Origin of the sequence: Candidatus Poriferisodalis sp., assembly GCF_965204195.1 — a bacterium.
Lineage (GTDB): Bacteria > Actinomycetota > Acidimicrobiia > Acidimicrobiales > Poriferisodalaceae > Poriferisodalis.
On sequence record NZ_OZ241975.1, the window covers coordinates 2,289,771 to 2,315,448 of the forward strand.

23 protein-coding genes and 1 pseudogene are annotated in these 25,678 nt (G+C 66.8%); 12 read left to right on the top strand and 12 right to left on the bottom strand.

The features are described from left to right. From ACOGI8_RS10150 to ACOGI8_RS10165, 4 genes are all read right to left on the bottom strand, one after another. The gene (locus tag ACOGI8_RS10150; protein ID WP_419853687.1) at positions 1-513 is read right to left on the bottom strand and encodes an adenine phosphoribosyltransferase; all 513 of its coding nucleotides are present in this window, start codon (positions 511-513) and stop codon (positions 1-3) included. 36 nt (positions 514-549) lie between these two features. Continuing rightward, positions 550-1,743, bottom strand: a complete 1,194-nt coding sequence (locus ACOGI8_RS10155; protein WP_419853688.1) for an aminomethyltransferase family protein — start codon at positions 1,741-1,743, stop codon at positions 550-552. 93 nt (positions 1,744-1,836) lie between these two features. Beyond that, the gene (locus ACOGI8_RS10160) at positions 1,837-2,241 is read right to left on the bottom strand and encodes a nitroreductase/quinone reductase family protein (protein WP_419853689.1); all 405 of its coding nucleotides are present in this window, start codon (positions 2,239-2,241) and stop codon (positions 1,837-1,839) included. Between the two features lie 115 nt (positions 2,242-2,356). Then, entirely contained in the window at positions 2,357-3,244 is an 888-nt protein-coding gene (locus tag ACOGI8_RS10165; RefSeq protein ID WP_419853690.1) for a phytanoyl-CoA dioxygenase family protein, read from the bottom strand. 167 nt (positions 3,245-3,411) lie between these two features. Here ACOGI8_RS10165 and ACOGI8_RS10170 point away from each other — a divergent pair, with 167 nt between their 5' ends. Both ACOGI8_RS10170 and ACOGI8_RS10175 read left to right on the top strand, forming a co-directional pair. Further along, complete coding sequence (locus ACOGI8_RS10170) at positions 3,412-4,044, top strand: GNAT family N-acetyltransferase (RefSeq protein ID WP_419853691.1); 633 nt, start codon at positions 3,412-3,414, stop codon at positions 4,042-4,044. Positions 4,045-4,105: 61 nt separating this feature from the next. Further along, complete coding sequence (locus ACOGI8_RS10175) at positions 4,106-5,068, top strand: alpha/beta fold hydrolase (RefSeq protein WP_419853692.1); 963 nt, start codon at positions 4,106-4,108, stop codon at positions 5,066-5,068. A 10-nt stretch (positions 5,069-5,078) separates the two neighbouring features. Here ACOGI8_RS10175 and ACOGI8_RS10180 read toward each other — a convergent pair whose 3' ends face one another. Further along, a complete protein-coding gene (locus ACOGI8_RS10180; RefSeq protein WP_419853693.1) occupies positions 5,079-5,924 on the bottom strand; it encodes a TauD/TfdA dioxygenase family protein in 846 nt (281 codons plus the stop codon). A gap of 77 nt (positions 5,925-6,001) precedes the next feature. Continuing rightward, complete coding sequence (locus ACOGI8_RS10185; protein ID WP_419853694.1) at positions 6,002-6,391, bottom strand: RidA family protein; 390 nt, start codon at positions 6,389-6,391, stop codon at positions 6,002-6,004. 169 nt (positions 6,392-6,560) lie between these two features. Between ACOGI8_RS10185 and ACOGI8_RS10190 the strand changes: the two genes are divergently transcribed. Next, positions 6,561-7,799, top strand: coding sequence for a cytochrome P450 (locus tag ACOGI8_RS10190; protein ID WP_419853695.1), 1,239 nt, complete (start codon positions 6,561-6,563; stop codon positions 7,797-7,799). Between the two features lie 88 nt (positions 7,800-7,887). Beyond that, positions 7,888-8,568, top strand: coding sequence for a TetR/AcrR family transcriptional regulator (locus ACOGI8_RS10195; RefSeq protein WP_419853696.1), 681 nt, complete (start codon positions 7,888-7,890; stop codon positions 8,566-8,568). 4 nt (positions 8,569-8,572) lie between these two features. On the opposite strand, the gene ACOGI8_RS10200 is transcribed toward ACOGI8_RS10195, so the two are convergent. Further along, positions 8,573-10,054 (bottom strand): 4-hydroxyphenylacetate 3-hydroxylase family protein, encoded by a 1,482-nt coding sequence (locus ACOGI8_RS10200; protein WP_419853697.1) that lies wholly within the window; start codon positions 10,052-10,054, stop codon positions 8,573-8,575. Positions 10,055-10,480: 426 nt separating this feature from the next. Between ACOGI8_RS10200 and ACOGI8_RS10205 the strand changes: the two genes are divergently transcribed. The 5 genes from ACOGI8_RS10205 (at position 10,481) to ACOGI8_RS10225 (ending at position 15,997) form a co-directional block, all read left to right on the top strand. Next, complete coding sequence (locus ACOGI8_RS10205; RefSeq protein ID WP_419853698.1) at positions 10,481-11,140, top strand: hypothetical protein; 660 nt, start codon at positions 10,481-10,483, stop codon at positions 11,138-11,140. Between the two features lie 260 nt (positions 11,141-11,400). Then, positions 11,401-12,600 (top strand): CaiB/BaiF CoA transferase family protein, encoded by a 1,200-nt coding sequence (locus tag ACOGI8_RS10210; protein WP_419853699.1) that lies wholly within the window; start codon positions 11,401-11,403, stop codon positions 12,598-12,600. A 219-nt stretch (positions 12,601-12,819) separates the two neighbouring features. Continuing rightward, on the top strand, positions 12,820-13,563 hold the full coding sequence (locus ACOGI8_RS10215) for an SDR family oxidoreductase (protein ID WP_419853700.1): 744 nt from the start codon (positions 12,820-12,822) through the stop codon (positions 13,561-13,563). A 48-nt stretch (positions 13,564-13,611) separates the two neighbouring features. Next, complete coding sequence (locus ACOGI8_RS10220; RefSeq protein ID WP_419853701.1) at positions 13,612-14,829, top strand: LLM class flavin-dependent oxidoreductase; 1,218 nt, start codon at positions 13,612-13,614, stop codon at positions 14,827-14,829. 100 nt (positions 14,830-14,929) lie between these two features. Beyond that, positions 14,930-15,997 carry an NAD(P)H-dependent flavin oxidoreductase gene (locus ACOGI8_RS10225; protein WP_419856395.1) on the top strand — a complete coding sequence of 356 codons (1,068 nt, stop codon included), beginning with the start codon at positions 14,930-14,932 and terminating at the stop codon, positions 15,995-15,997. 6 nt (positions 15,998-16,003) lie between these two features. Here the strand turns inward: ACOGI8_RS10225 and ACOGI8_RS10230 are convergent, their stop codons facing one another. Then, positions 16,004-18,256 (bottom strand): xanthine dehydrogenase family protein molybdopterin-binding subunit, encoded by a 2,253-nt coding sequence (locus ACOGI8_RS10230; protein ID WP_419853702.1) that lies wholly within the window; start codon positions 18,254-18,256, stop codon positions 16,004-16,006. A gap of 111 nt (positions 18,257-18,367) precedes the next feature. Continuing rightward, complete coding sequence (locus tag ACOGI8_RS10235) at positions 18,368-19,243, bottom strand: alpha/beta fold hydrolase (RefSeq protein WP_419853703.1); 876 nt, start codon at positions 19,241-19,243, stop codon at positions 18,368-18,370. Between the two features lie 107 nt (positions 19,244-19,350). Here ACOGI8_RS10235 and ACOGI8_RS10240 point away from each other — a divergent pair, with 107 nt between their 5' ends. From ACOGI8_RS10240 to ACOGI8_RS10250, 3 genes and pseudogenes are all read left to right on the top strand, one after another. Next, entirely contained in the window at positions 19,351-19,608 is a 258-nt protein-coding gene (locus tag ACOGI8_RS10240; protein ID WP_419853704.1) for a hypothetical protein, read from the top strand. A 12-nt stretch (positions 19,609-19,620) separates the two neighbouring features. Continuing rightward, positions 19,621-20,526: pseudogene (locus tag ACOGI8_RS10245) on the top strand (redoxin domain-containing protein); the annotation flags it as partial. Beyond that, complete coding sequence (locus ACOGI8_RS10250; protein ID WP_419853705.1) at positions 20,523-21,443, top strand: aminotransferase class IV; 921 nt, start codon at positions 20,523-20,525, stop codon at positions 21,441-21,443. The pseudogene ACOGI8_RS10245 and the gene ACOGI8_RS10250, both read left to right, overlap by 4 nt. A 44-nt stretch (positions 21,444-21,487) precedes the next feature. On the opposite strand, the gene ACOGI8_RS10255 is transcribed toward ACOGI8_RS10250, so the two are convergent. From ACOGI8_RS10255 to katG, 3 genes are read right to left on the bottom strand one after another with little or no spacing between them, the layout of a single operon-like run. Then, positions 21,488-22,513, bottom strand: a complete 1,026-nt coding sequence (locus ACOGI8_RS10255) for an LLM class flavin-dependent oxidoreductase (protein WP_419853706.1) — start codon at positions 22,511-22,513, stop codon at positions 21,488-21,490. Between the two features lie 22 nt (positions 22,514-22,535). Continuing rightward, a complete protein-coding gene (locus ACOGI8_RS10260) occupies positions 22,536-23,369 on the bottom strand; it encodes a phosphate/phosphite/phosphonate ABC transporter substrate-binding protein (protein ID WP_419853707.1) in 834 nt (277 codons plus the stop codon). 48 nt (positions 23,370-23,417) lie between these two features. Further along, positions 23,418-25,634, bottom strand: coding sequence for a catalase/peroxidase HPI (gene katG, locus ACOGI8_RS10265; RefSeq protein WP_419853708.1), 2,217 nt, complete (start codon positions 25,632-25,634; stop codon positions 23,418-23,420). Positions 25,635-25,678: the final 44 nt, after the last annotated feature.

Consider the following 25,678-nt stretch of genomic DNA (forward strand, 5'->3'; position numbering starts at 1 on the left):
CTACTCGACGACGAGCGCTGACTCAATGCATGCATCGCCCAGCTGGCGACGGCCGTCGAGGAAAGCGAGCTCGACGATGAACGAGAAACCGACAAGCTCACCCCCGCCGTGCATGACGAGCTGAGCCGACGCTGCGGCAGTCCCGCCGGTGGCCAGCACGTCGTCCACGATCAGTACGCGTGCCCCAGCCGCAATCGCATCGGTGTGCACTTCCAGGCGCTCTGCGCCGTACTCCAGTTCGTAGTCGGCACCCAGCGTCGGCCGTGGCAGCTTCCCCGGCTTGCGCAGCGGCACAAACCCGGCATCCAGCCGGTCCGCCGCTATCCCGCCGATAACGAAGCCCCGGGCCTCCGGTGCAGCCACAAGCTCAACACCCTGGTCCTCAAACGGCTCCACCAGCTCAGTCACGCACGCCGCCAAGCCGTCCGGATCCCCCAGCAAAGGCGTGATGTCCTTGAACACCACCCCCGCCCGAGGAAACCCCGGAACATCCCGAATCAACGACCGCCACATAGCTGTCTGCTCCTCAGGGTGTCCGGTAACTTGCCGTCAACGGCGGTTGGGGATGTCGACTAGGTGGCCCCTGGGGATGAGGCGGTCGGGGTCGTACATCGGGAGCGTGCAGAGTTCGCCGCGCAGCTTCCGGCCCTCGAAAGACTCAACGTCGAGCAGGGTGCCTGGTCCGTTGGTGGGGTCCTCCATGCGAGCGATGGCAACGCCGCACTGCTGGTAGGGCGACCATGCGGTGGAAGTCACTTGGCCGAGGGCGACGCCATCGCGGCTGAGGGTGCGGCCGAGCTGGGCTATGCCGCCTTCGGTGCGCATCCCCCAGGTGCGGCAGCGCTGATCGGCCCGCTCCAGCGCCTCCTTGCCAATGAAGTCCTCCTTGTCGAGGTCGACGAAACGGCCGAGACCCGCCTCGAACGGGGTCACCGTGCGGTCGAAATCAGCCCCGGCATTGAGCAATCCGGCTTCGATCCGGCGGGCTCGGAACACTTGGGCCGAGGTGATGATCATGCCGAACCGCTGGCCCACCTCGAGAATGCGATCCCCTACCGCCTCGCTGTCAATCTCGGGGCCGAGGTAGAACTCCCATCCGAGTTCGTTCGTGAACCCCGAGCGGGTGATCACGAGCGGCTGGCCAGCAATCGACACTTCGGCAATATCGAAATAGCGGAACGGCTCGGGCGGCTCACCGTCCACGACCGCAGCGAGCACATCCAGCGAGCGAGGCCCCTGCACCTGGCTGACCCACACGTCAGGGTCACGCACCTCCACATCGAGGTCAGCAGCGTGGGCCCGATACCAGCCGTATAGGTCGCCGTTGGCTTGGGCCATCCAGAACCGGTCGGGGGCCAGTCGCAGCAACACGCCGTCATTGATGATGCCGCCGTCGTCGTAGCAGGCGAATTGGTAGCTGCACCTACCTACGCGCACCTTCGATATATCCCTCGGGAAGATCCGATTCGCCAGCCGCTCGGCATCAGGCCCGACCAGCTCGATGGGCAGCTCGCCGGTGTGCCGCAAGATCACTTCCCGGCGCACCTTCCAGTACATCTCGGTTGCCGACACGTCGGCGAAACGCACCGGTGTCAGTCGCCCGTTGTAGATCTGGTACTCGGGATCGTGCGCCAATTCCTGGTACATCAGCGGGTGCGGCACCATGGACATGCCGAGCTCGCTCGGGGGTACGCCCTCGGTCGACAGTGCCTTCGCCACGTACCTCAACGGCGACCTCGTCACCGCCACAGCATGCGCGACGGCGCGCCTTCAGACAACAAAACGCGCTGCACCATCCTCAGACATCGGGGCCGATGGCCCTGCCGCAATCGTGGATCAGTTGCGGACGAGGCGGAAGACGGGGATCTCGCGGCCGTGTTCGGTGGCGCTCTTCTCGTAGTCGGCGAACTGCGGCATCAGCGCCGCCTGGGCGTCAAACAGCCGCTTGCGCTCGTCACCCTCGGTGAGGTGCGCCGTGGCCTTCCACGTGTCAGTGCCCACTTCGACAGTGACCGTCGGGTTCGCGACCAGGTTGTAGTACCAGTTCGGGTTGGTCGGGGCGCCGCCCTTGGAGGCGATGATCACGATGTCGTCGCCGGCGGTCGAGTACACGAGCGGCGAGCACAGCTCGCGGCCGGTCTTGGCCCCGGTCATCGTCACGAGGATCATCGGCGCACCCTTGAGCCAGCCGCTGCAATTGCCCTCGTTCTCTCGGAACTCCTTGATCACGGGTTCGTTCATCTTCAGAAAGTCCATTAGGGGCTCCTGCCTGTCGGGTGAGCTGCGCCGAAGCGCCGGGCGCGAACGCTACCGCCGCGACTGCCGATCAATCCGGGTTGTGTCGAGTGAAGCGGTCTCAACCAGCGTCGCCGTTCGAGGCGATCACGTCCTGCATCTCGCGGGCATGGCGCAGCCACAGCCCGCCTCCGTTATACGGGCGGGGGTCGTAGGAGCTGTGGCCGAGCAGACGTTGTACTCGCTCGCTCTGGCCAGCGAGCTCTCCCAGGCTGAAATCCATCGGGCTTGCCTCTTCGGGCGTCAGCCAGCCGGCGACGAAGCTGACGTGGAAGGCCCGGCGCCACTGGTCGGCTGTCTGGTTGGCGCCACCCCCGTGCAGCACGTACCCCGAGTAGACCAGCGCGTCGCCAGGCCCGAGCTCGGCCGGCACCGATTCACGCTCTTCGTAGCGAGCCAGCTCGTTCTGGCGGTGGCTGCCCGGCACCACCCGGGTCGCACCCAACTCCTCGGTGACCTCTTCCAAGCCGATCATGGCGCTGACGGTCACCTCGGGCGAATCGGGCCAGGTGGCCTTGACAAATGCCCACCAGTTGTTTGCGTCGCGGTGCAGCATCTGCGCCGTTTCGCCCGGACCGATGTACATCACCTGCGCCGTGTTCAGCCAGTACGAACCGCAGATCGGCAGCAGCACGGCATCGGCGATTTGCGCGTACAGCTCGTTGTCGAGGACGTCGAAGAATGCCGGAGTCAGCCGGGCCAGGCTCGAGAAGCGGATCGTGTTGGCGCCAACGAAGCGCTTCCCGTCATCGCCGAGGCCCTGAGTAGCACCGCCCGGCTCGATGCCATGGGCGAATTCGTCCGCAGCAGCACGCATCTGGGCGATGGTGTCGGCGCCGAACATCCCCTCGACGATGACCCCGCCGTCCTCCCGCATCGCCTCAAGAATCGGCTCCAGCCCCGCCGAGGCCGGAGTCCTCTGCAACGAACGAACGGCGGTCTTGCTCATGGCAGCACGTCTCGGCATCCGGGCCCGCCCATCGGGCCGTCTGCCCAGAAACTACCCCGCGACCCGCAAATCAGCGAGACTGCGGCGCTCCCTCGGGCCGGGCTTTGCCGCAGGGCTAGCGTCCAGTGTCGAGGCATCGGCGGAGATGCACAGTCCTGGGGGCATCGATGGAACTCGTCACCGTGGATCGGGAGCGGGCGGCACAGTTCACCGCCGAAGTTGTTGAGCTGGCTCACGCGACCGGTCCCTCGACCTACGACTACCAATTCGGCTCGCGGGCCGTCTTCAACCGCCTGGTCGGCGACTCATGGCTCGCTGAAGGCACCCTCTTTGGCTACGACGAGACCACCGTCGCTCTCGACGGCGACGACCTGCTGGGCATCGAGATCGGCTTCGCAGGCCCGGAATTCGAGCACCGCAAGAAGACACTGCGCCCGCTGTGGTCGCCAATCATCGAGGACGGCGTCGTCACCCATGACGAGCTTGCCGAGCTGGGACGGCGCACCTACCTCGCCGGTTATCTCAACGTGGTCATACCCGCAAGCGCCTACTACGTCCACGCGCTCTCGGTGCGGCCCGAACTGCACGGCCAGGGCATCGGCGCAGCGCTCATGAAGGACGCCATCGATCGAGCTGCCGACGAGGGATACCGGGTCGTCCATCTCGACGTGCTGTCGGACAATCCCGCCGTCAAGTTCTACGAGGCATTCGGGTTCGAAGTGCTGGCCCAAACCGTCGCGCCCATCCCCCACAGCCACGGCGTGCCGATGGAACAGCGCATGTCGCTCGATCTGCGCTGAACTGCACGCCGAATCCGATGCCGGTGCCCTGCGCTGGCCCCGACACAGCCGGAGACCACCCGTGACCGACTTCGTTCGCACCGACGACGCCCACTTCGACGCGCTGACCGACTGGGACTACGAGCCCCGCTACCACCAGTGGAAAGACCTGCGTGTCCACTACGTCGACGAAGGTCCCGCCGACGGGCCGGTCATGCTGCTGCTGCACGGCATGCCGACCTGGGCATACCTGTACCGCACGATGATCCCCGGACTCGTCGACGCCGGCTACCGATGCATCGCCCCCGACCATCTCGGCTTCGGCCGCAGCGACAAGCCCACCGATCCGAACTGGTACTCGATCGCCCGCCATACCGAGGTGCTGAGCTCGCTCGTCAGCGGCCTGGACCTGACAGACATCTCGGTGGTCTGCCAGGACTGGGGCGGCCCGATCGGCCTCGCCCAAGCAGCGATGATGCCCGACCGCTTCAGCCGCCTCGTCATCATGAACACGTGGCTCCACCATCCGGAGTTCGACTACGACGAGAGCTTCCTGCAGTGGATCGACGCCTGGAAGCCGGGTGGCCGCTATGCGCACCCGCAGCCGAGCATCGGCCTCGTACCGCTGCTGGCTGGACGCATGGTGCGCTCACGCGATGTGGTGCCTGCGATCAAAGCGAGAGTCGAACCCGAACTCGAGGGCGAAGCAGCTCTGCGGTATGCGGGGTTCTCGGCGCCGTTCCGGGGCCTGCCCGAAGAGGGCTTCAACGGCGCCCGGTGGTTCCCGCTGTCCATCCCCGTCGGGAACTACGACAGCGGCAACGGTGCCGGGCAGGCCCTGCATTACCGGGTGCTGCTGGGCTGGGACAAGGCCGCCCACTTCATCTGGGGCGCCCAAGACGAGGGCTTCGACGAGGATTGGGGCCGCACCTGGGCCGGCCAGATGAATGCGCCGATCGACGTGCTGGCAGACGCCGGTCACTTCCTGCAATTCACCCACGGTCCCGAGATCGTCGAGCACATCCTGCGACGCGCCAAGAATTAGACAGCGCCGATCAGACCGGGCGATCGCCGATGAGCGTCACCCGCTCCATGCGCCGGCGCATGCCGCCGTGGTCGGGCACGGCGTAGTGCTGGGTGCACCGGTTGTCCCATTGCGCGATCGAGCCGGGCCGCCACCGGAACCGGCACTGATACTCGGGCGTCGCCGCCTCGTCGTAGAGGCGCTGGCGCAGCGAGCGGCTCTCACCGGGGGTCATCCCGTCGATCGTGAGCGTGAAGATCCGGTTGATGTACAGGCTCTTGCGCCCGGTGACCGGGTGCGTTCGCACGACCGGGTGCTTCTGATCCGGGAATCGCTCAGCGGCTTCGGCACGTTTGCGGTCGCTCATGCCACGCCCGAACGCCTTGACATAGGAGTGGATCGCAAAGCTGCCGTCGATCTGTTCCTTGAGATCGTCGGGCAGGCGCTCGTAGGCCAGCTCCATGTTCGCGAAGCAGGTATCTCCGCCATACGGCGGGACGATGCGGCCCAGCAGCACTGAGCCGAGCGGCGGGCACTCGCGAAACGTCACATCGGAGTGCCAGGTTTCGGCGGCATAGAAGCTCTCCGCCGTGGACTCGAGCACCAAGATCTCGGGGTGTCCTTCGACATGCGGCGCGAACGGGTGGATCTCCAACTCGCCGAGCGCCCGCCCGTAGGCCACGTGCTCGGCCTGGGTCAACTGCTGGTCCCGGAAGAACAGCACCTTGTGGGCCAACCAGGCGTCCTGCAGCTCTGCAATGAGCTCGTCGTCGAGCTCTCGAAGGTCGACGTTGGCGATCTCCGCACCGATCGAACCCGTGAGCGGTTCTACCCGGATGCGGTTGTAGTCGCCCGGTTTTACCGCATCGACACGCACGTCATTTCCTCCCAGCGACGCACACGACACACGGGGCAGCCGCTCCTGATGGTTCAGCTAACCACAATCGGCGGCCGCTACTCCTTGTAGGCGACTGCCTCGATCTCGATGAGCGCCCCCGGGATGATGATGCCGGCGATGACCGTCGTGCTCGCCGGCGGCTCGCCCGGGAAGTACTTCTTGCGGGCGGCGCTGTAGGAGCCGTACTGGTCGACATCGGTGATGAACGCCTGCAGCTTGACGACATCGGACATCTCAAAGCCCTCTTCAGCGAGCGCTAGCTGGATGTACTCGAAGATCTCCTCGGTCTGACCGCCCATGTCCTTGGTGAGATCGTTGGCGATGCAGCCCGAGACATAGACCGACGGACCAGCCCTCACCGCCGGCGCGAACGCCCCGGAACGGATCAGCTCGGGGACTGGATGCGCCTCGATGAGCGCTTCTGAACGGATGACCTTGCCTGCCATGGACGGAGACTAACCCTGAGTCCAAGTGCCAGCAGCGAGACGGCAACGGAGCGCTTGAAGCGTCAACGCAGGTCCTACGCTGAGCCCATCAGCCCGCTCGCCGCACTCCGGCTGGCTGCCACCTGATCGGCCCGTTCGACCGGCCGGTCACGACCCGAGGGAACCATCGATGACCGACACGGCACCCGTCGAGGACTGGGGCACCGACTACGACATCTTCGACGCCGGATACGTACGCGACCCGGCGCCCGTGTGGGACGAGCTGCGGGAACGCTGCCCGGTCGCACACACGGAGCGCTGGGGCGGCTCGTTCCTGCCGACCCGCTACCAGGACGTGCAGGCGCTCGCCAAGATGGTGCCCGAGCTGTCCAGCGCGGACCCGCTGGTGACCACACCCCCTCCGGAGATCATCGAAGAATTGATGCTGGACCCGGTGTTCGAGAGGTACGGCGCCAACGCCGCCCCCATCTCTGAGGACCCGCCCGTTCACGGCTGGACCCGACGCCTGCTGCTGCCGCACTTCACGCAAAAGGCCGTGCAGGCTCACCGCCAGTACACGCTCGACCTCGCGAACCGCCTCATCGACGACTTCATCGACGCAGGCACCGCCGACGCCGCCGGGCAGTACGCCCAGCAGATCCCGCCCCGGGTCATTGCGCACCTGATGGACGTCGACGAGAGCCGAGTGGACGATTTCACCTACTGGGTGCAGTGCATCTTGGAACTGGGCCTGGCAGACGTACAACTCCGCCTCAAGTACCGCAGAGTGATCCGCGATTACTTCCAGGAAGTCGTGGAGGAGAAGCTGGCCAACCCCGATGACGGCTTCGTCTCCGCGTTGCTGGCCGGCACCGACGACAACGGCGAGCCGGTCGATCCCATGAGGGTGGTGGGCATGCTCAACCTGCAGCTCATCGCTGGCATCGACACCACGTGGAGCTCGATCGGCTCGGCCCTGTGGCATTTCGGCACCCACCCCGCCGATCGTGAGCGCATGGTGGCCGAGCCCGAGCTGTGGCCGACGGCGATCGAGGAGCTGCTGCGCTTCTACTCGCCGGTGACGATGGGTCGCCGGGCAGCCCAAGACGTGTCCTACGGCGGGGTCACGATTCCGCACGGAAGCAAGGTGCTCATGAACTTCCCTGCAGCGAACCGCGACCCGGAGATCTTCGACCGTCCCGACGAGGTGATCCTGGACCGGCCCCACAACCGGCACATCGCATTCGGTGCTGGCATTCACCGGTGCGCCGGCTCGAACCTGGCCCGACTCGAGATGGACATCGCGCTGCGCACCTGGTTCAAGCGCATCCCGGATTTCGAGGTAAGCGAACCAGACGAGGTGACGTGGGCAGGCGGCCAAGTACGCGGCCCCCGCCACCTCCCGATCCGCTTCCCATCGGCTGACTGACCCAGCGCCCCTGCGCAATGCCATCCGACAATCGAGACGACGGGGTCAACGCAGGCCCCCAATTCGGTCCGGCTAGCGTTGTACGGCGATGTCGGTTACCGATACCCCGCTCCTGAGCGCAGACCTGCCGCTCCTCGGCGCCGACGCCGCCTTCGACGAAACTGAGCTCGGCAAGCGCGAGCGAAACAAGCTCGACAAGCGGAGGCGCATCGTGGCTGCGGCCACGGAACTGTTCCAGGAGAAGGGCTTCGACGACACCACCACGGCCGAGATCGCCTCGGCCGCGGGGATCGGTGCCGGGACGCTGTACCTCTACGTGGAGTCCAAGGAGGACCTGCTCGTCAGCGCTTTCCTCAATGTGGCCGGCGGCGCCTGGACCGAGGCGTTCGAACGAGTCGATCCTGAAGCAAACGTCGTCGATCAGGTCATGGCGCTGCTGCTGCACGTCACCAAGCACCACAATGCGGATCGCCGGTTGGCTCGCTCGTTCTTCAAGGAGCTTCCCTTCCTCAGCGAAACCGGGCTCGCCGGTGCGAACACCCTGGTCAGTTGGTTTCTTGCACGACTCGCCCAGCTATTCGACGTCGCGAGTGCGAATGGCCACCTCGATCCCGACGTGCCCAAGGACAGGCTGGCCCTCAACATTTACGCGCAATGGCAGCTGCTCATGCGCCGGCTCGTCACCGACAGGTTCTCTTATGGCCAGACGGCCGCGGAGCTCGACCAATGCGTGCGAGTCGCGCTGTGGGGCCTGACTCCGAAGACCTGACCGCTCAACCCGCGGACCACTCGGGCCACGGGAGCCGCTCGGAGCCCTGGGGCGGCTGCAGGATCCGCGACACCATCTTCACGGCTTCGTCCTTGTCGTAGAACTGGTAGTTCAGGCCCTTCATCCGCTGGGTGTCGCCGAAGAAGAACCGCTCGTAGAGCTCTTGGCGGCCGCCCCAGCCGGTCCCGCAGATGTCCCAGGCCATCCGGAACAGCGCGACCTTGTCCTTGCCTTCCTGGCTCACTCCCTGGTAGTAGCGGTCGATCGCCAGCTCGGCCATCTCCAAGGTCGCCTCCTGGGGCAGCGAGACATAACCGCCGCCGCCGAGCTGGATGATGTGGTCGATGATGCGGGGGTACACCTCGGGATACAGCCGCAGCGCCGCCTGGATGGCGCTCTCGTTGGCGTAGTACAGCCCGTTGGCGGGGTTCAGCTCGGCGCCCTCGACGGCCGCAATGGCCAGCGACTCCATCGTGTGCAGCCACATGAGGATGTCGCCGAGTCGGTCCTGCACGTTCACGAACTGCGAGATCTGCGACGACTCGGCCATCAGGTGCGCCAGACCGAACAGGAAACGCGTCTTGGCCACGTTCTTCACCACGACGTGATGGCCCAGCGACTGGAAGAACTTCATGCCGGGAATCGACAGGTTGTGCGGCTCGATGTCGTTGCAGATGAACACGTCCTCCCACGGGATGAACGCCTCCTCCCAGATGGCGAGCGCGTCCATCTCCTCGAAGCGCCCGGTCAGCGGACGGTCGTAGTGAGATCGCTCGGGATCGAGCTTGTCCCTGCACATCCACTTCAGGTTCGGGTGGTTGACCTTGCAGGTGAAGCCGAGCGCGTAGATCTCGTCGCCGTTGCCCTCGAGGCCGAGGGGAGCGCCGAAGCTCAGGTTTTCCTCGCAGAACGGGGCGAGCGTGCCCACCATGCGTGCGCCGGTCACGATGACGCCGTCGTCGTTGGTGTCCACGATGCCGGCGTTGACGAACTTCTCCTGCTCGGCGAACGGCGTGAACCGGTCGGTCATCGGGTTCACGAACGTGTGGGTCATACAGATGTCGTTGCGGCGGCAGTGCAGGTAGGTGTCATAGGCGTTGCGGGCGAACCGCTCGTCGTTCATCCCCCAGATGTGACCGGTGTTGCCCAGCGCCATCATGCAGGCGTTCATGTAGTCGGGCGCCCGGCCCATCAGCCCGCCGGTCACCTCCGACCACACGCTGAACGCCGCTGCCCGCCGTCGCAGGTCGTCGATCGATCGGGGCTCGATGAACGACAGGTGCGCGCGATCGCCGTCGGGGGTCTCGTAGGTGACCGTGTCCTCGAGCTCGGGAATGTGCTGCATGTCGTAGTACTGCGCCACGGTGAGCGCCGTGGTGCGCAGGCCTGGCTCGGTCGACGCGTCGGTCACGAGGTGGCCGTCGTAATAGACCCGCCGCCCATCGGCCAGCGTCGAGAGGTATTCCTCGCCGGACTTCATCCCCATGTCGCCCCCGTGATGCCTGGTGGCGGTGCCGCAGGCGGCCGGCGCCTTGAATCTCGCAACAGCGCTACGGAGAACTGACCCTAATCAGTTTTGTGGGCCTGAGGGGCTGCGGGGAGGTTGGCACCGGCAGCATGAATCCAGTAATCCGCCTCCACGAAACTCAAGGACCTCCAGACACTCCACGAACATCGGGCGATGCAAGGTGTGAATGGGTCGTGTCATGTGTGACATGTGAATGGTCTCGCTGCAGATGTGTATGTGTTCGCGGGTTTCTGACTACTGTTTGGGGCATGAGTTCTCACCCGTCTTCTGACCCCCCCCCCCCCCGGATCTAGCACCACAGAGCGTCGGCCGCGAGGGCCCGGCGTGAGGAGGGCCCCGGTTCGGCGCCGCGGCAAGCGATCGCTTGCGGCGGCGTTCGTCGCGTTGGTGCTCAGCGCGGTGCTCGCGGCCGTGCCGCCGCCAGCCGCCGCGGAGGAAACGCCGCGAACCGTCGTCTGGTCCTCCACGCTGGATGTTCAGACGATCCTCGACATCCCTAATGTTGGGTGGCTGACTACGGGATGCCAGACCGATAACGTCGGCGAAGATTCGTGCACCACAGATCTCACGGACTCAGACTTCACCTACGACGGGGTGACCTACCAAGTCGATCGTGTCCAGGTGAATCAAGACGGCAAGCTCCTCCTCACTCTGGATCAGCCGATCCCCTCCAAGATGCGCCGAGCCCTCCGGCTGACCGTGAACGGCAAGCCGTACAATCTTGGGAACGGCAATATCTCCGCCCAAGTTGTGAGTTCGGACTCGATTGAGTGGCCCTCTTCCGCGCAGACTTGGGCCGAAGACGACAATGTGCGGCTGGGCCTGTCGGTGCGCGACTTCCCCACGGTGTCTCCCCAGCCATTCGATCACTCCGTGCAGCCCGTCCCCCCCAGCGGGAGGGTGCCGCAGGGTCAAGGTGCTGGGGCGGCGTTCTGTTACTCCGGGGCAGGCAACGGCACCACCACGATGGGGCGCAACCCGGACGGCACCGCCGTCGAAGTGCCCGATCCGGGCCCATACATTCGGAGCCGGTTCGCCTGCTGACGCACGGCGCCGGTGATGTCGGCGATGCCGTTGGGCTCGGCGGGTGCCATGGCGTCTCCTCCCCTGCCAGTGCCCTAGTCCAGCCCATGCCCGTCGTGTTCGAGGGCAGCCACATGGTGCCCCCCACTGGGTCGCACGGTTGAAGGCGTTGCCAAGGTCCGGCAATTCGGCCTGGGTGCCACCCACAAGGCTCCGACCCGCACGGGCAGCCGGCACATCTGATAGTCCTGCATCCTGCTTCGCAACGTAACGGGAGTGAGATGAGCTTGGGCGAGAACGAAGTCGTGGGCGCGGCGGGGCCGCTGGCGGGCGTCCGGGTGCTGGACCTGTCGTCGGTACTCATGGGGCCTGCGGCGACGCGCATGCTCGGCGACTTCGGCGCTGACGTCATCTTGGTCGAATCCTCGGCGGGTGACCGGAACCGGAGCATGGGCTCGGGTCCGGTCGACGGGTTCTCGGGTGTTTCGCTCAACCTGCTGCGCAACAAGCGCAGCATCTCCCTGGATCTCAAGCACGAGCGGGGCCGTCAGGCGTTCCTCGACATCGTCGCCACGTGCGACGTGATGATCACCAACCTGCGCCCGGGACCGCTGCGTCGTCTCGGGTTGCACTACGAGGCCGTGCAGCAGGTTCGGCCCGACATCGTGTTCTGCCGGGCGCACGGCTACCCGTCTGCCAGCGAGCAGGCCGATGCGCCCGCATACGACGACATCATCCAGTCCGCCAGCGGCATCGGCGACCTGTTCCGCCGCATGGGCGCCGAGCCGATGCTGCTGCCCAGCCTCGTCGCCGACAAGTTCTGCGGGCTGACGATCGCCAACTCGGTGACCGCGGCGCTGTACCACCGGGCGCTGACCGGTCAGGGCCAGTGCATCGAGATCCCGATGATCGATGTGATGCGCGCCTTCGTGCTCGCCGAGCACGGTGCGGGCGCCATCTCCGAGCCACCGGTGGCGAGCGCCGGATATGCCCGCATCCTCACGCCCGAGCGCAAACCCCAGCGGACCTCGGATGGGTGGATCAACATCCTCCCCTACGACCAGGAGCACTACGTCGCGTTGTTCGAAGCCGGAGGGCGGCATGATCTCGCTGCCGACGAGCGCTTCGCGACGCCCATCGAGCGCGTCACCCACAGCGACAGCCTGTATCGCGATGTCGCGTCAGTGCTGGGCCAGCGCACGACGGCGGAATGGCTCGAGCTGTGCGAAGAACACGGCATCCCGGCCACCGAGGCAGCGACGCTCGACGAACTCGTGTCGCAGCTCCCGATCGATGAGCATCCGGTTGCGGGCCCATACCGGGTCATCCCGCCATCCGAACAGTTCTCCGAGACGCCGCCGAGCGTCCGGCGTCCCGCTCCGGGAATCGGTGAGCACGGCCGCCAGATACTGAGCGAGATCGGCTACGACACCGAAGCCATCGACGGTCTCATCGGCGACGGCATCCTCACGACGCCTTGATTCACCTCAAGACTCAGGTCCGCCCGGAAGGTGCCATCAACACGGACGCGACAGGGCCAGGCCCCCGGTTGCTACCCAAGCGGGTGCTCTGCCAACACCGGGGTGACTGGCCTCTGTGCCTCAACGTAACAGGCCGGCGCCGCGGCGCGACCTACCATCCACCCAAGGTTCGGGCGGAATTCGCACTACAGCAATTCGCACAGCAGCGAGGGAGCGACGATGCGATTCGACGGCAAGCGGGTGATCGTGACCGGCGGGGCTTCGGGCTTCGGTCGGGCGATCAGCGAGGGATTTGCCGGGCGCGGTGCCCGGGTGATGGTCACCGACATCGACGGCGAGGGCGCCGCCACGGTGGCCAAGGGTCTCGACGGTGCCGAGTCGTTCCGCCTCGACGTCACCGAGGAGGCACCCCACGCCGAGCTGGCCCAGCTCATGGTGGACACCTGGGGCGGCATCGACATCGTCGCCGCCAATGCCGGGTTCGCCCACCGGATGGGCTCCACCCTGAACATCCCGACCGAGGAGTTCGATCTCATGTGGGCGGTCAACACCCGCAGCGTCTACTTCGCCGCCAAGTACTTCACCCCGCACATGCCGCCAGGCAGCTCGATCGTGAGCACGGCGTCGATCGGCGGCAAGCGGCCCCGACCCGGCCTGACGCCGTACAACACCTCGAAGGCGGCCACGATCATGCTGACCCGGGGCCTGGCCGAAGAGTTCGCGCCTGACATCCGCATCAACTGCGTCGCGCCCGTGGCCTCGGAGACCCGCTTCTTCGAGCGAGCGACCGGCTTGGACACGATGACCGACGAGATGAGAGCAGGCGTCGTCGAGGGCATCCCCATGGGCCGGATGTCAGACCCCGTCGATGTCGCCAACGCCGTGATGTTCCTGGCGTCCGACGAAGCCGGCTTCCTCACCGGCGTCTGCCTCGACGTGGACGGGGGCCGCAGCATCAGCTAGCGCTCGTCGCTCATCGGGCAACAGCCGCGCTTCGATAGGGTCCCGGCGGTGAAGTTCGCAGCGTTTCTCGCACCGCATCACCTGCCTGGGGAGAGCCCGGCGCTGCAACTGCAGCGAGATCTCGACCTGGTCGACCACCTCGACCGGCTGGGGTACGACGAGTTCTGGTGCGGCGAGCATCACTCGACCGGTTGGGAGACCATCGGCTCGCCTGAGATGTTCCTGGCTGCTGCGGCGGTGCGCACCGGCCGCATCAAGCTGGGCACTGGCGTGACGTCCATCCCGTACCACCATCCGTTCATGGTTGCCCAGCGCATCGTCCAGCTCGACCAGATGAGCTTCGGGCGGGCGATGCTCGGCACCGGGCCCGGTGCGCTGCCGTCTGACGCCCACACCCTGGGGATCGACCCGATGCTGCTGCGGGACCGCCAGGACGAGGCAATCCCGGTCATCCAGCGCCTGCTCGCAGGCGGCGAGCGCTTCACCTACGAGTGCGACTGGTTCTCGCTGTACGACGCGAAGCTGCAGATCCTGCCGTACCAGCACAAGATCCCGATGGTGACGGCGTCGATGATCAGCCCGTCGGGCATGACGCTCGCCGGCAAGCACGGCATGGGCGTGCTCTCGATCGGCTCCATGTCCACCGAGGGACTGGCGTCGCTGCCGCTGCAGTGGAGCTTCGCCGAGGAAGCCGCCGCCAAGCATGACCGGGTCGTGGATCGGGCCGACTGGCGGGTGATGTTCAACTTCCACGTGGCGCTCACCCGCGATCAGGCGCGCCGTGATGTCGAGCACGGACTGCTGCGCTGGCACAACGACTACAACGTCGCCACGTTGCAGCGACCGGGGCTGGAGCCGCTGGCATCGACGGCAGAGGCCATCGACTTCTACGCCGACCCCGACTCCGCGGCCGGCGTCATCGGCACGCCCGACGACCTCATCGAGAACATCCTGCGGATGCAGGAGATCACCGGCGGGTTCGGCGTGATGATGGGCTTCGTCAACGACTGGGCCGAGCCCGAAGCCATGTTCCGCGGCTGGGACCTGGTGGCGCGCCACGTCATGCCTGCGGTCAACGGCCAACTTGCCTCGATGCAGGAGTCCAACGAGTTCGTGATCGAGAACCGGGAGTACTTCGATCGGGCCGGCAAGGCGATCCTGGCGAAGATCTTCGAGAACGAGCGGGCCGCCGAAGCGCTGAAGGGTGTCGGGACGCCCAAGTCAGGCTTCACGCCGAATGTGGGCGCGGCAGCCGAAGCCGACTGAGCGCATCACGCTGCAGACCATCCGCCACAGACAATTTGGTGAGCACGTCTAGGGTGCGGGGATCTTCACTCCCGGCGATCCTGAGCGGCTGAGATCCGCCATCGGAGTCACTGCCCCGGTCCTGCAATCGGGCATGGGCGGGGTGGCCGGTCCAGAGCTGGTCGCCTCCGTTTGCAACGCCGGCGGGCTCGGCATTCTGGCTGCGCTCAACTTGCGGCCCGATGCTGTCCGGGACGCGATCCGGAGAGTGCGAGAACTGACCGACCGGCCCTTCGGCGTCAACATCTGGCTCCACAACGATGTGCGCAACCCCCCGGATGTCAGCGAACACGCTGACTTGGTCCGCTCGGTGCAGAGCGTCTTCAACGAGCTGCGTCCCCGCTTCGAGCTGCCCGCCACGCTGGAGGCTCCTCGGCCGATGCCTGACCTGGTGGACGCGGCCCTCGAGGTCATGATCGATGAGCGGATTCCGGTGTTCTCGGCGGGTCTCGGCATCCCGGAGCCCGAGCTGGTGGAGCAGTTTCACAGCGTCGACGCCAAGGTCGTGACGATGGTTGCCACGACTGCCGATGCCCGCAGCGCCGTGGACTGCGGCAGCGACGCGGTGATCGCCCAGGGTCTCGAAGCCGGCGGGCACCGCAGCCACGGCCGCAAGCTGCCCGCCGGGGAGGCCGCCGGGATCGGCACGTTCACGCTCGTCCCCCAGGTCATCGAGGCGATCGACGACCGCGTTCCGGTGGTAGCGGCGGGCGGCATCGTGGACGGGCGGGGCTTGGCGGCGGCGATGATGCTCGGCGCATCGGGCGTGCTCATGGGCACCCGCTTCGTGGCTACCGCGGAGTCACAGGCCAGCCGCCTGTGGAAGGACCAGCTCACGTCGGGGGCGGGAACAACCGTGCTGACCGACGGGTTCACCGGCCAGTGGGCCCGGGTTCTTCGGTCGGACTTCACCGACCATTGGGTCGCCCACGGCGGGCAGCCGTTGCCCGGCCTGCTGCAGGCTGCCGCACGCGCCGACTTGCAGCGGGCCGCGATGGCAGCCGACGACGACCAGATGCAGCCGCTCTACGCCGGCGCCGGGTTCGATCTGCTGAGCGATCTGCCGAGCGCTGGCGAGGTCGTCGCCAGAGTTGTCCAAGAGGCCCGGGAGCTGCTCGGTCGAGACTGACGGCCCCTAGGTCTGCAGCGCCTGCCAGACCTTCTCGGGTGTCAGCGGCAGATCGAGATGCTCGACGCCGAACGGTGCCAGCGCATCAAGCACTGCGCTGTGGATGGCCGGGGTTGCCACCACCGTCCCGGATTCGCCGATGCCCTTCACGCCCAGCGGGTTGAGCGGGGAAGGCGTCTCGGTCTCGTGGGATTCGAAGAAGGGCACCTCCGCCGCGGAGGGCATGAGGTAGTCGGCCAGCCCGACGGTCATCGGAACGGCGTCTTGGTCGTATTGCATCTCCTCGTACAGGGCGGCACCCACAGCCAGGGAGAGACCGCCGTGTACTTGGCCATGCGCCAGCACCGGCTGGAGGATCACCCCCGCGTCATCGACGCTGACCAGCCGGCGCAGCTCGACCTCCCCGGTTGCCGTGTCGATCTCCACCGCCGCGACACACGCTCCGAACGAGAAGGCCCCGGCTCCACGCTCGGGCCTGAAGTGATGATGGGCGCTGAGCTCTCCGAGGTCGCCCCAGCCGAGCGAGCGGGCGGGTGTTCCCACCACGTGGAAGCTCCCCCGATCGGTGTCGAACGTCACGTCGTCGGGGTCGGCTTCGAGCAGTTCGGCAGCTCGCTCACGCGCAGCCGCCACAAGGTCCGCCGCTGCCCCATACGCCGCTGCGCTGCCGAGCTGTGCCGAACGCGACCCGATCGTGCCGCCCCCGATCGGCGACCGGTCGGTGTCGTCGTGCGAGATGGTGATCTGGTCGACGTCGAGGCCGAGCTGTGCGGCCACGACCGGAGCGAACGTCGTCTCGTGGCCCTGACCGTGCGGCGACGTTCCGACGACGACATCGACCGTGCCGTCGGCATCGAGGAACGCAGTTGCCCGCTCGCCCTCGCCGCCGCCGGTGATCTCGGTGGTGCAGCTCACGCCGATCCCGAGCAGCACCTCGCTGTCGCCGCTTGCCCGCCGGGCCGCCTGCTCAGCCCGCAGCCCCTCGTAACCGGCCGACTCCGCCGCCAGCCGCAGCGCCGCCGGATAGTTGCCGCTGTCGTAGGTGGACCCGACTGCGGTGCGGTACGGGAACCGGTCAGGCGTCACCAGGTTGGCGAACCGGACTTCGAGCGGATCGCGGTCGATCAGCCTCGCGAACCGGTCGACTGCTCGCTCGATCGAACATGCCGCCTCGGGCCTGCCGGCTCCTCGAAATGCCACCGTGGGAGTCGTGTTGGTGACCACCGACGTGCCTCGCAGCGTCGCATGCGCGATGTCATAGACACCGGTGCCGCTGTTGCGGAGGTTGCCGGTGACGTTGGTGCCCATGGCCGGGTAGGCGCCGCTGTCCTGCAGCGCGTCCACCGAGTAGGCCACGATGGTGCCGTCGCGCATGCCGCCGATGCGAACCCGGTGGCGCGAGGCACGGCCGTGCCCCATGGCCAGGGAGGCCTCTGAGCGGGTCTGCGCCCAGCGGATCGACCGATCGAGCTCGCGTGCCGCCCAGGCCACGACGACGTCTTCGGGGTAGCAGCCCCATCCGCCCTTGGCGCCGAAGCCGCCGCCGACATCGGGCGAGATCGCCCGCACGGTGCCGGGCTCGAGACCGAGCAGCGTCTCGATGACGTGCTTGGCTCCTGCGGGACGCTGCGAGCAGACCCACGCGGTGCAGCGGCCATCGGCGCCCCAGGCCGAAGCGCCTGCGAGCGGCTCGATCGGATGCGGCCCCAGACGCGGATGCCGGATGTCGAACTCCACGGCGACATCGCAGCCCTCCCAGACGTCATCGGGCAGCGGCTCGAGCTCCCAGGCCAGGGCGACGTTGGTGCCGGCGTGTTCGTGCAGAAGCACATCGCCGGCGAGGCTGGCATCGAGATCGACCAGCGGTGGCAGCGGCTCGTAGTCGACTACCACCAGCTCTGCAGCGTCGACGGCTTGGACACGTGTCTCGGCAATCACGAGCGCGATGGGCTCGCCGACGAAGCGGACAGTGTCGTAGGCCATAAGCGGGCGCCACAGGTCGCCGTTCATCGAGGGCAGCCGCGGCGGCAGCGGCCAGCCGTCCACCTCGGGTCCCAGGTACACCGCGATCACCCCGTCCGCATCACGTGCTCCGGTCACATCAACCGATGCGAGCCGGGCGTGGGGTTCGATCGAGCGCACAAACACCGCTTGGGCTGCGCCGGCTAGTTCGGGGATGTCGAGCCCGTCGATGTAGGTGCTCTCGCCTCGCAGCAGCGGCTCGTCTTCGCGCCGCCCACGGAATCCCTCAGTAGCCACGGCAGCAACGTAGCTCCCCGCGTGCGACATGGATGGCGTCAGACACGGCGCACCTGCGATGCTGCCGACCCATCAGCCGCGGCGGAAGGCGGCCGGAGCTGGGAGGCCGGGCTACTCGGCGGTGTGGGTGAGGATGGCCTCCCACACTTGGGGCCAAACCGCCTCGGGCAGTTCGTGGCCCACGCGGTCAAGAGTCACCATGCGGGCCCCTTCGATGGCCTCGACGGTGGCCTCGCCGTGGGGGTAGGGCAGGATCGAGTCCTCGGTGCCGTGGATGACGATCGTCGGCGTCGAGATGTTGCGCAATTTCGCCGAACGGTTCTCTTCGTCCATCAGCGCCTGGCCGTGATTGTTCATCGCCGGCCAATTCGCTGCCCGGTCGTACTCGCGCTCGAAGATCGCCGTGAAGCGCTCTACATCGAAGGGCACACGGCTGCCGGCGAGCGTTTCGAACATCTCCAGCCGCGACCGCACCCGGTCCTCACGCGTGAGCGGCGGCTCCAGCGTGTACTTCATGTTGACCTCGATGACCTTCTGTTCCGGCGGCGGCAGGTCGGGCGTCTCCCCCATGAAGATCGCCCGAGCGATCTCTCCGCCGGAAGGCGTCGACATGATCGAGGTCATGGTCCGGATGCGCCCGGGATGGTCGATGGCGACCTGCTGGCAGATCATCCCGCCCATCGATGCCCCGACGAGGTGTGCGCTGGCGAGGCCGTAGGCATCGAGAACGCCCACAGCGTCGTTGGCCATGTCGGCGAGTCCGTAGGACTCCTGCGCGAGATCGAAGCTGGTGGTCTGGCCCGTGTCCCGGTTGTCGAACCGGATGACGTAGCGCCCGCCGTCGACGAGCCCGGCGACGAAGCCGTCCTCCCACAGGATCATCTGGGCGCTCGCGCCCATCACCAGCAGGATGGGGATGTCCGCTGGGTCGCCGAAGTCCTCAGTACAGATGTCGATGCCGTTGGCCTTGACCATTCGCTCAGCCATGTCTCCCCCTCTGCTGCGCCCCCGACGCTAGCCCTGGCCTGCATTGGCTGGCGTGCCATGATCAACGGCGCAGACAGGCGCCGTCAGTCAAGGGATCGGAGCAAGTGATGGGGATCGAGCTCGACACCAGGGGCGGCCCGACAAGCGGGCCGTACTACGAAGACTTCGAGGGCTTCAACATGCCTGAGCCGCCGGGCCACGGGAGTCGGCGGATCCCGCGTGGAGACTTCCCCACTGGTCCTGAGGTCGGCACCCGATTGCCCGATGTCGTGGCCACCGACCAGACCGGCCGTCAGGTGCACCTGCACGCCGACCGGAACGGGCAGCCAGCGGTGGTGGTGTTCTATCGCTCGGCGGTGTGGTGACCGCCATGCCGCACCCAGCTGGTCGAGCTGGAACGAGGCATGGATGCTTACCGCGCGGCGGGCGTCCGGCTGTACGCGCTGAGCTACGACGAACCTGATGCCCTGGCCGACTACGCGGAGGCTCACGACACCACGTTCACGATGCTGTCGGACCCCGACAGCGAGGTGATCACGTCGTTCGGGATCCTCAACACGCTGATCCCGCCCGACGATCACCCGTGGCACGGCCTTCCGTTCCCGGGGTCGTACGTCGTCGACGCAGACGGGATCGTTGTGGCGAAGTTCTTCGAGCACAACTTCGCCATTCGGCCGGGACCCGAGCAGCTGCTCGCTGCAGCCCTTGGCACCGAGTTCGATGCGCCGGAAATCGAGCGGCTGCCCGATCGGGTGTCAGTTGACGTGGCCATCGACGGTGACCGGCTGCCGATGGGCGTCACGCGCCAGATCGTCGCCACGTTTCGGGTGCCCGATGGTCAGCATCTGTACAGCGAGCCAGTGCCAGACGGCTTGGTGGCCGCCGCAATCGAGCTCGACGACAACGACGGGATCCTGTCCTACGAGCTGTTGGCACCACTCACGACGCCGTTGACCCTGTCCGGTTCGGGGGACACGCTCGCCGTGTACGAGGGCGATGTCGTCCTGCGGCTGCCTGTTGCACAGAACGCACGGAACATGCAGAAGGATGACGACGGACGCTTCGTCACCATCAGCGGGCAGGTGCGCTGGCAAGTCTGCGACGATGTCGAGTGCTTCCTTCCCGAGTCGATGCCGTTCAGCTTCCGCGTCGAGGCGGGCTTCCCAGTGCTCGGCGACATGGGCCCCGGCGTCGGCCGTGTGCCGGCAATGAACGGCGCTCAGCACTTCCAACGTCTGATCGACCGCCGTGCCGGCACCGAGACCAGAGCCGAAGACCAGTGACCGAACCCACTGCCACCGACGACAACCCCTACAGCCGGGGCTGCGCCTGGGTCGATGGTGAGTACGTGCCGGTCGGCGAAGCCAAGATCTCGCTGCTCGACGCCGGTTTCAGCCGATCAGACGTCACCTATGACGTGGTTGCCGTGTGGGACGGGAAATTCTTTCGCCTCGATGCGCACCTCGACCGCTTCGAGCGGAGCATGAAGCACCTCCAGATGAACCTGAACCTCGACCGCACCGAGATCTCGGCGATCCTGCACGAATGCGTCCGGCGGTCGGGGCTGCGCGAGTCCTATGTCGAGATGATCGCGACGAGGGGCAGGCCGGGCCGGAGTGCCCGCGACCCGTGGACCTTTCAGAATCAGTTCTACGCCTACGCCATCCCCTACATCTGGATCGTCGAACCCGACAAGCAGGAGGCCGGGTCGCACCTGATCATCGCCCGGGACACTGTGCGCATTCCTGAGGCCTCAGTCGATCCGACGGTCAAGAACTTCCACTGGGGCGACCTGACCCGTGGCGCCTTCGAAGCCCGTGAGCGTGGTGGCAGCGTGGTGGTGCTGCCCGACCTCGACGGCAACCTCACCGAGGGACCTGGGTTCAACATCTTCCTCGTCGTCGATGGCGAGCTCTGCACGCCCGATGCCGGTGTGCTGGAAGGCATCACCCGCCGGACCGTCCTCGACTTGGCCGCAGAGCGGGGACTAACTGCCCATGTGGCCCCGCTACCGGTCGCCGATGTCGGTCAGGCCGACGAGGCGTTCATGACCAGCACGGCGGGCGGGGTCATGCCGGTCACGTCGATCGACGGTCAGCCGCTCGGCGACGGCACCCCCGGCCCGATCACGATGAGGCTGCGGCAGGCCTACTGGGACGCCCACGACGATCCGCGCTGGACGACGCCGGTTGCCTACTGACCGGCACTGGCTCATTGGGCCGACGGGAGCTGGCGGTAGCCCAGTCAGGCGCCGGCGAGCGAGACCACCTCGAACAGCGACTCGTAGCCCGCCAGTCCGGGTCGATCGGTGCGCTGAGGCACGCGGAACAGGATGATCTCGGCGGTCAGGCCGCTGTAGTCGGCGATGCGGCTGGCGCACTGGGTGGGCGTCCCGGTAATGGTCATGGTGTCGACGACTTCGTCGGGCACCAGTCCGATCGCCTCGCGTATCTGGCCTTGAGGCATCAGCCGGGTCGCGGCGTCGGCAAACTCGGCGTAGCCGAGCTGGCGCAGCTGCGAGTCGTAGTACGGGTGCGGTACCGGGTGGAACAGCCCGCAGATGGTCGCCTTGGCGGCGTTGCGGGCCAGCTCTTCGTCGTCGTTGACGCTCAGAAACGACCCCATCAGGAAACCGACGCCGTCGGGGTCTCGGCCTGCATCGCCGGCGGCCTGCTGGGCCGCGGGACGGACGATGTCACGCATGAACTCGACCGACGACATCACCCCCACGCCGACCCCGTCGGCTACCTGGCCTGCCAGCCGCACCATCTTGGGTCCCGACGCCGACAGGTACACCGGTATCGACGGCCGCGTCGGTTCCCAGCTCGCCCGCCAGCGGATCCGGTGGTGCTCGCCCTCGTAACGCACCGGTTCTCCCGCACGGCCGGCAACGGCGCTGCGGACGATCTCGATGTAGTCGCGCAGCTTGCCGAGCGGCCGGAAGTCGTCGACGCCCATGTACCACTCGTTGAAGTGGCGGTTGCCGGTGCCGAGGCCGAGCGTGAACCGACCACCGCTCATCTCGTCGAGGTCTCTGGCGGCGATCGCCGTGAGCCACGGTTCGCGGGCATACGCATTGGCGATGTAGATGCCGACCGTCACTCGCTCGGTCGCGGCGATGACCGCAGCAGCTGACACGAACGCGCTGCGACCGGCCTCAACCGTGTACATCGAGTCCATCCCCGCGGCCTCACCCTCACGGGCCAGCTCCACAAAGTCGGCCATCGTGTCCTCGAAGCCAAGCAACAGCCCGAGCGCGGGTCTCGACATGTCAGATTCCTCTCTGCGGGTCCTAGAAGATCTTGCCGACGAGGTCGGCTTTCTGGACGGCGTTCATGAGGTCGCTCCAGCCGTTGTCGGTGGCACGCACCCACTTGCTGAGGTGCTCCATGCGCATCATCTCGGCGATCTCAGGGTCGTCGGGGTCCATAGCCACCAGCAGCTCTACGAACTGCTCGCACGCCTCGTCGCTCAGGTCAGGACCGGACGTGAATGCGCAATGGCAGTACGGGCGGGTGCGCCACACCTCGACGACGTCGTCGGCGGCAAGCTCGTGGCGGCTCAGCAGGTAGCCGAGCCATGGCTCGAAGATCACGCCTGCATCAGCTCGGCCGTCCATGACTGCACCGAAGATCGTCCGGTCGTCCACCCACATCTGCAGGTTGGAGTACTCGGTGGGCTCAAGCTCGACGAGTTCGCAGTCTGACGTGATGTCGAAGCCGTCTTCGGCGAGCTGGGCCGTCGGTAACAGAAACAGCTCGCTGGAAATGTCCACGCCCAAGGCGAGCCTCCGCCCGCGCAGATCGTCGAGGTCGGCGATGGCGGCATCGGCCCGGGCGACGATCAGCGAGTGAACGTCCTCGTCGGTGTCGCGCATCGCCAGCGTCCGGCATGCGCCCGGTGACCGCAGCAGCAGCTGGGCGTGGGCCATTGGGGCGTTCCAGGCGATGTCGACGTGGCCGTCCAGCACGGCTCCGCACAGCGCGTCGTAGGTCGAATACAGCGCGTACTCCGTCTCGAGGCCAGCCTCGTTGAAGTACTTGCGGATGGCGTTCCAGATGAAGACGGCACGCTTCGGATCGGCCGCCGTGGCACCGATCATGAGCGGTCTCGGGCGTTGGGTCATGGGATCATCCCCCGCCGCCCAACGTAGTGCCGCGCTCGGCGGCGTGACTCAGCTCAGATCGAACCGATCGAGGTCCATGACCTTTGCCCAGGCCGCCACGAAATCGGCCACGAACTTGGCCTCGGCGTCGTCGCAGCCGTAGACCTCGGCGATCGCTCGCAGCTGCGAGTTGGAGCCGAACACGAGGTCAACCGCGCTGGCTGTCCACTTCACGTCGCCGGAGGCACGGTCGCGGCCTTCGTAGGTGTGCTCGATGTCGGACACCTGCCATTCGGTGCCCATGTCCAGCAGGTTCACGAAGAAGTCGTTGGTGAGCGCACCGGCACGGTCGGTGAGCACGCCCAGCGACGAGCCGCCGGTGTTGGCACCCAGCACTCGCAGACCGCCGACCAGCACCGTCATTTCCGGCGCCGTCAGCGACAGCAGGCTCGACCGGTCCACCAGCATCACCTCGGGGCGGCGCTTGTCGTCGGCCCGCCAGTAGTTGCGGAACCCGTCCGCGGTGGGCTCGAGCACCGCGAACGACTCGGCATCGGTCTGATCCGCCGAGGCATCGGTGCGTCCCGGCGAGAACGGAACCACGACATCGTGGCCAGCGGCGCGGGCGGCCTGTTCGACCCCAGCGCATCCGCCGAGGACGATCAGGTCGGCCATCGACACTCGCTTGCCACCGTCCGGGGCGCTGTTGAACGCCGCCTGGACTCCTTCGAGCGCTGTGAGCACCGCTGCCAGCTCGGCCGGGTCGTTGGCCTCCCAGCCATTCTGCGGAGCAAGCCGGATGCGTGCGCCGTTCGCGCCGCCTCGCAAGTCGCTGTCGCGGAACGTCGACGCAGATGCCCACGCCGCCTTCACCAGTTCCGACACCGACAGGCCCGCTTCGAGAATCGCTGTCTTGAGCGCTGCGATGTCGGCGTCATCGACCAGCTCGTGATCAACAGAGGGCACCGGGTCCTGCCAGATCAGCTGCTCGTCGGGGACCTCCGGCCCGCGGTAGCGCGAGACGGGTCCCATGTCGCGATGGGTGAGCTTGAACCATGCGCGGGCGAATGCATCCGCGAACTCGTCGGGGTTCTCGAGGAACCGCCGCGAGATCGGCTCGTAGATCGGGTCCATCCGCAGCGACAGGTCGGTGGTGAGCATCACCGGCGCGTGGCGCCTCGACGGATCGTGTGCGTCTGGCACCGTGCCGGCCGCGGCCGGATCGGTCGGCACCCACTGGTTGGCGCCAGCGGGGCTCTGAGACAGCTCCCATTCGTAGCCGAACAGGACCTCGAAGAACGAGTTGTCCCACGTCACCGGTGTCGGTGTCCAGATGCCCTCCAGGCCGCTGGTGATCGCATCGCCCGCCTTGCCGCTGCCGAACGTGCTCGTCCAGCCCAGGCCCTGTTCCTCCAGGGCAGCGCCTTCGGGCTCGGGGCCGACATGAGCATCGCCGTCGGCGGCGCCGTGGGTTTTGCCGAACGTGTGACCGCCGGCGATCAGCGCGACGGTCTCCTCGTCGTTCATGGCCATGCGGGCGAAGGTCTCGCGAATGTCCCGTGCCGCGGCCAGCGGATCAGGCGTGCCGTTCGGCCCCTCGGGGTTGACGTAGATGAGGCCCATCTGCACGGCCCCGAGCGGGTTCGCCAGCTCCCGGTCGCCGCTGTAGCGCTCGTCGTCGAGCCAGACGTTCTCGGGGCCCCAGTAGATGTCCTCCTCGGGCTCCCACACGTCCTCGCGGCCGCCGCCGAAGCCGAAGGTCTCGAAGCCCATCGACTCCAGCGCCACGTTGCCGGCCAGGATCATCAGGTCGGCCCAGGAGATCTTGCGCCCGTACTTCTGCTTGACCGGCCACAGCAGCCTGCGGGCCTTGTCGAGGTTGGCGTTATCGGGCCAGCTGTTGAGCGGGGCGAAGCGGTGCGTGCCCGAGCCGCCGCCTCCCCGGCCATCGTGGATGCGGTAGGTGCCGGCGCTGTGCCATGCCATGCGGATGATGAGCGGCCCGTAGTGGCCGAAGTCGGCTGGCCACCAGTCCTGCGAGGTGGTCATGACCTCCGCCAGGTCGGCCTTGACTGCGGCGAGGTCGAGGCTCTCGAACTCGGCGGCGTAGTCGTACTGCTCGTCGGTGGGGTCGATCAGCGGCGAGTTCTTGCCCAAGGGCCGCAGGTTCAGCTGCTCGGGCCACCACTGCTGGTTGGCGAGTGAGCCCATGTTTGCCTGGTCGTGCAGCACCGGGCATTTTCCGGCTGCCGGTGTTGCGGCATCAGCGGTACTGGTGTCAGTCATTTTGTCTTGCTCCTTGATGGTTGTGGAATGGATTGGTGGATGGA

Excerpts from the sequence above, each read along its gene's own strand:
- ACOGI8_RS10150 (WP_419853687.1), bottom strand. The coding sequence starts at position 513 with ATGTGGCGGTCGTTGATTCGGGATGTTCCGGGGTTTCCTCGGGCGGGG.
- ACOGI8_RS10160 (WP_419853689.1), bottom strand. The coding sequence starts at position 2,241 with ATGAACGAACCCGTGATCAAGGAGTTCCGAGAGAACGAGGGCAATTGC.
- ACOGI8_RS10165 (WP_419853690.1), bottom strand. The coding sequence starts at position 3,244 with ATGAGCAAGACCGCCGTTCGTTCGTTGCAGAGGACTCCGGCCTCGGCG.
- ACOGI8_RS10170 (WP_419853691.1), top strand. The coding sequence starts at position 3,412 with ATGGAACTCGTCACCGTGGATCGGGAGCGGGCGGCACAGTTCACCGCC.
- ACOGI8_RS10185 (WP_419853694.1), bottom strand. The coding sequence starts at position 6,391 with ATGGCAGGCAAGGTCATCCGTTCAGAAGCGCTCATCGAGGCGCATCCA.
- ACOGI8_RS10190 (WP_419853695.1), top strand. The coding sequence starts at position 6,561 with ATGACCGACACGGCACCCGTCGAGGACTGGGGCACCGACTACGACATC.
- ACOGI8_RS10195 (WP_419853696.1), top strand. The coding sequence starts at position 7,888 with ATGTCGGTTACCGATACCCCGCTCCTGAGCGCAGACCTGCCGCTCCTC.
- ACOGI8_RS10200 (WP_419853697.1), bottom strand. The coding sequence starts at position 10,054 with ATGGGGATGAAGTCCGGCGAGGAATACCTCTCGACGCTGGCCGATGGG.
- ACOGI8_RS10210 (WP_419853699.1), top strand. The coding sequence starts at position 11,401 with ATGAGCTTGGGCGAGAACGAAGTCGTGGGCGCGGCGGGGCCGCTGGCG.
- ACOGI8_RS10215 (WP_419853700.1), top strand. The coding sequence starts at position 12,820 with ATGCGATTCGACGGCAAGCGGGTGATCGTGACCGGCGGGGCTTCGGGC.
- ACOGI8_RS10235 (WP_419853703.1), bottom strand. The coding sequence starts at position 19,243 with ATGGCTGAGCGAATGGTCAAGGCCAACGGCATCGACATCTGTACTGAG.
- ACOGI8_RS10240 (WP_419853704.1), top strand. The coding sequence starts at position 19,351 with ATGGGGATCGAGCTCGACACCAGGGGCGGCCCGACAAGCGGGCCGTAC.
- ACOGI8_RS10255 (WP_419853706.1), bottom strand. The coding sequence starts at position 22,513 with ATGTCGAGACCCGCGCTCGGGCTGTTGCTTGGCTTCGAGGACACGATG.
- ACOGI8_RS10260 (WP_419853707.1), bottom strand. The coding sequence starts at position 23,369 with ATGACCCAACGCCCGAGACCGCTCATGATCGGTGCCACGGCGGCCGAT.
- katG (WP_419853708.1), bottom strand. The coding sequence starts at position 25,634 with ATGACTGACACCAGTACCGCTGATGCCGCAACACCGGCAGCCGGAAAA.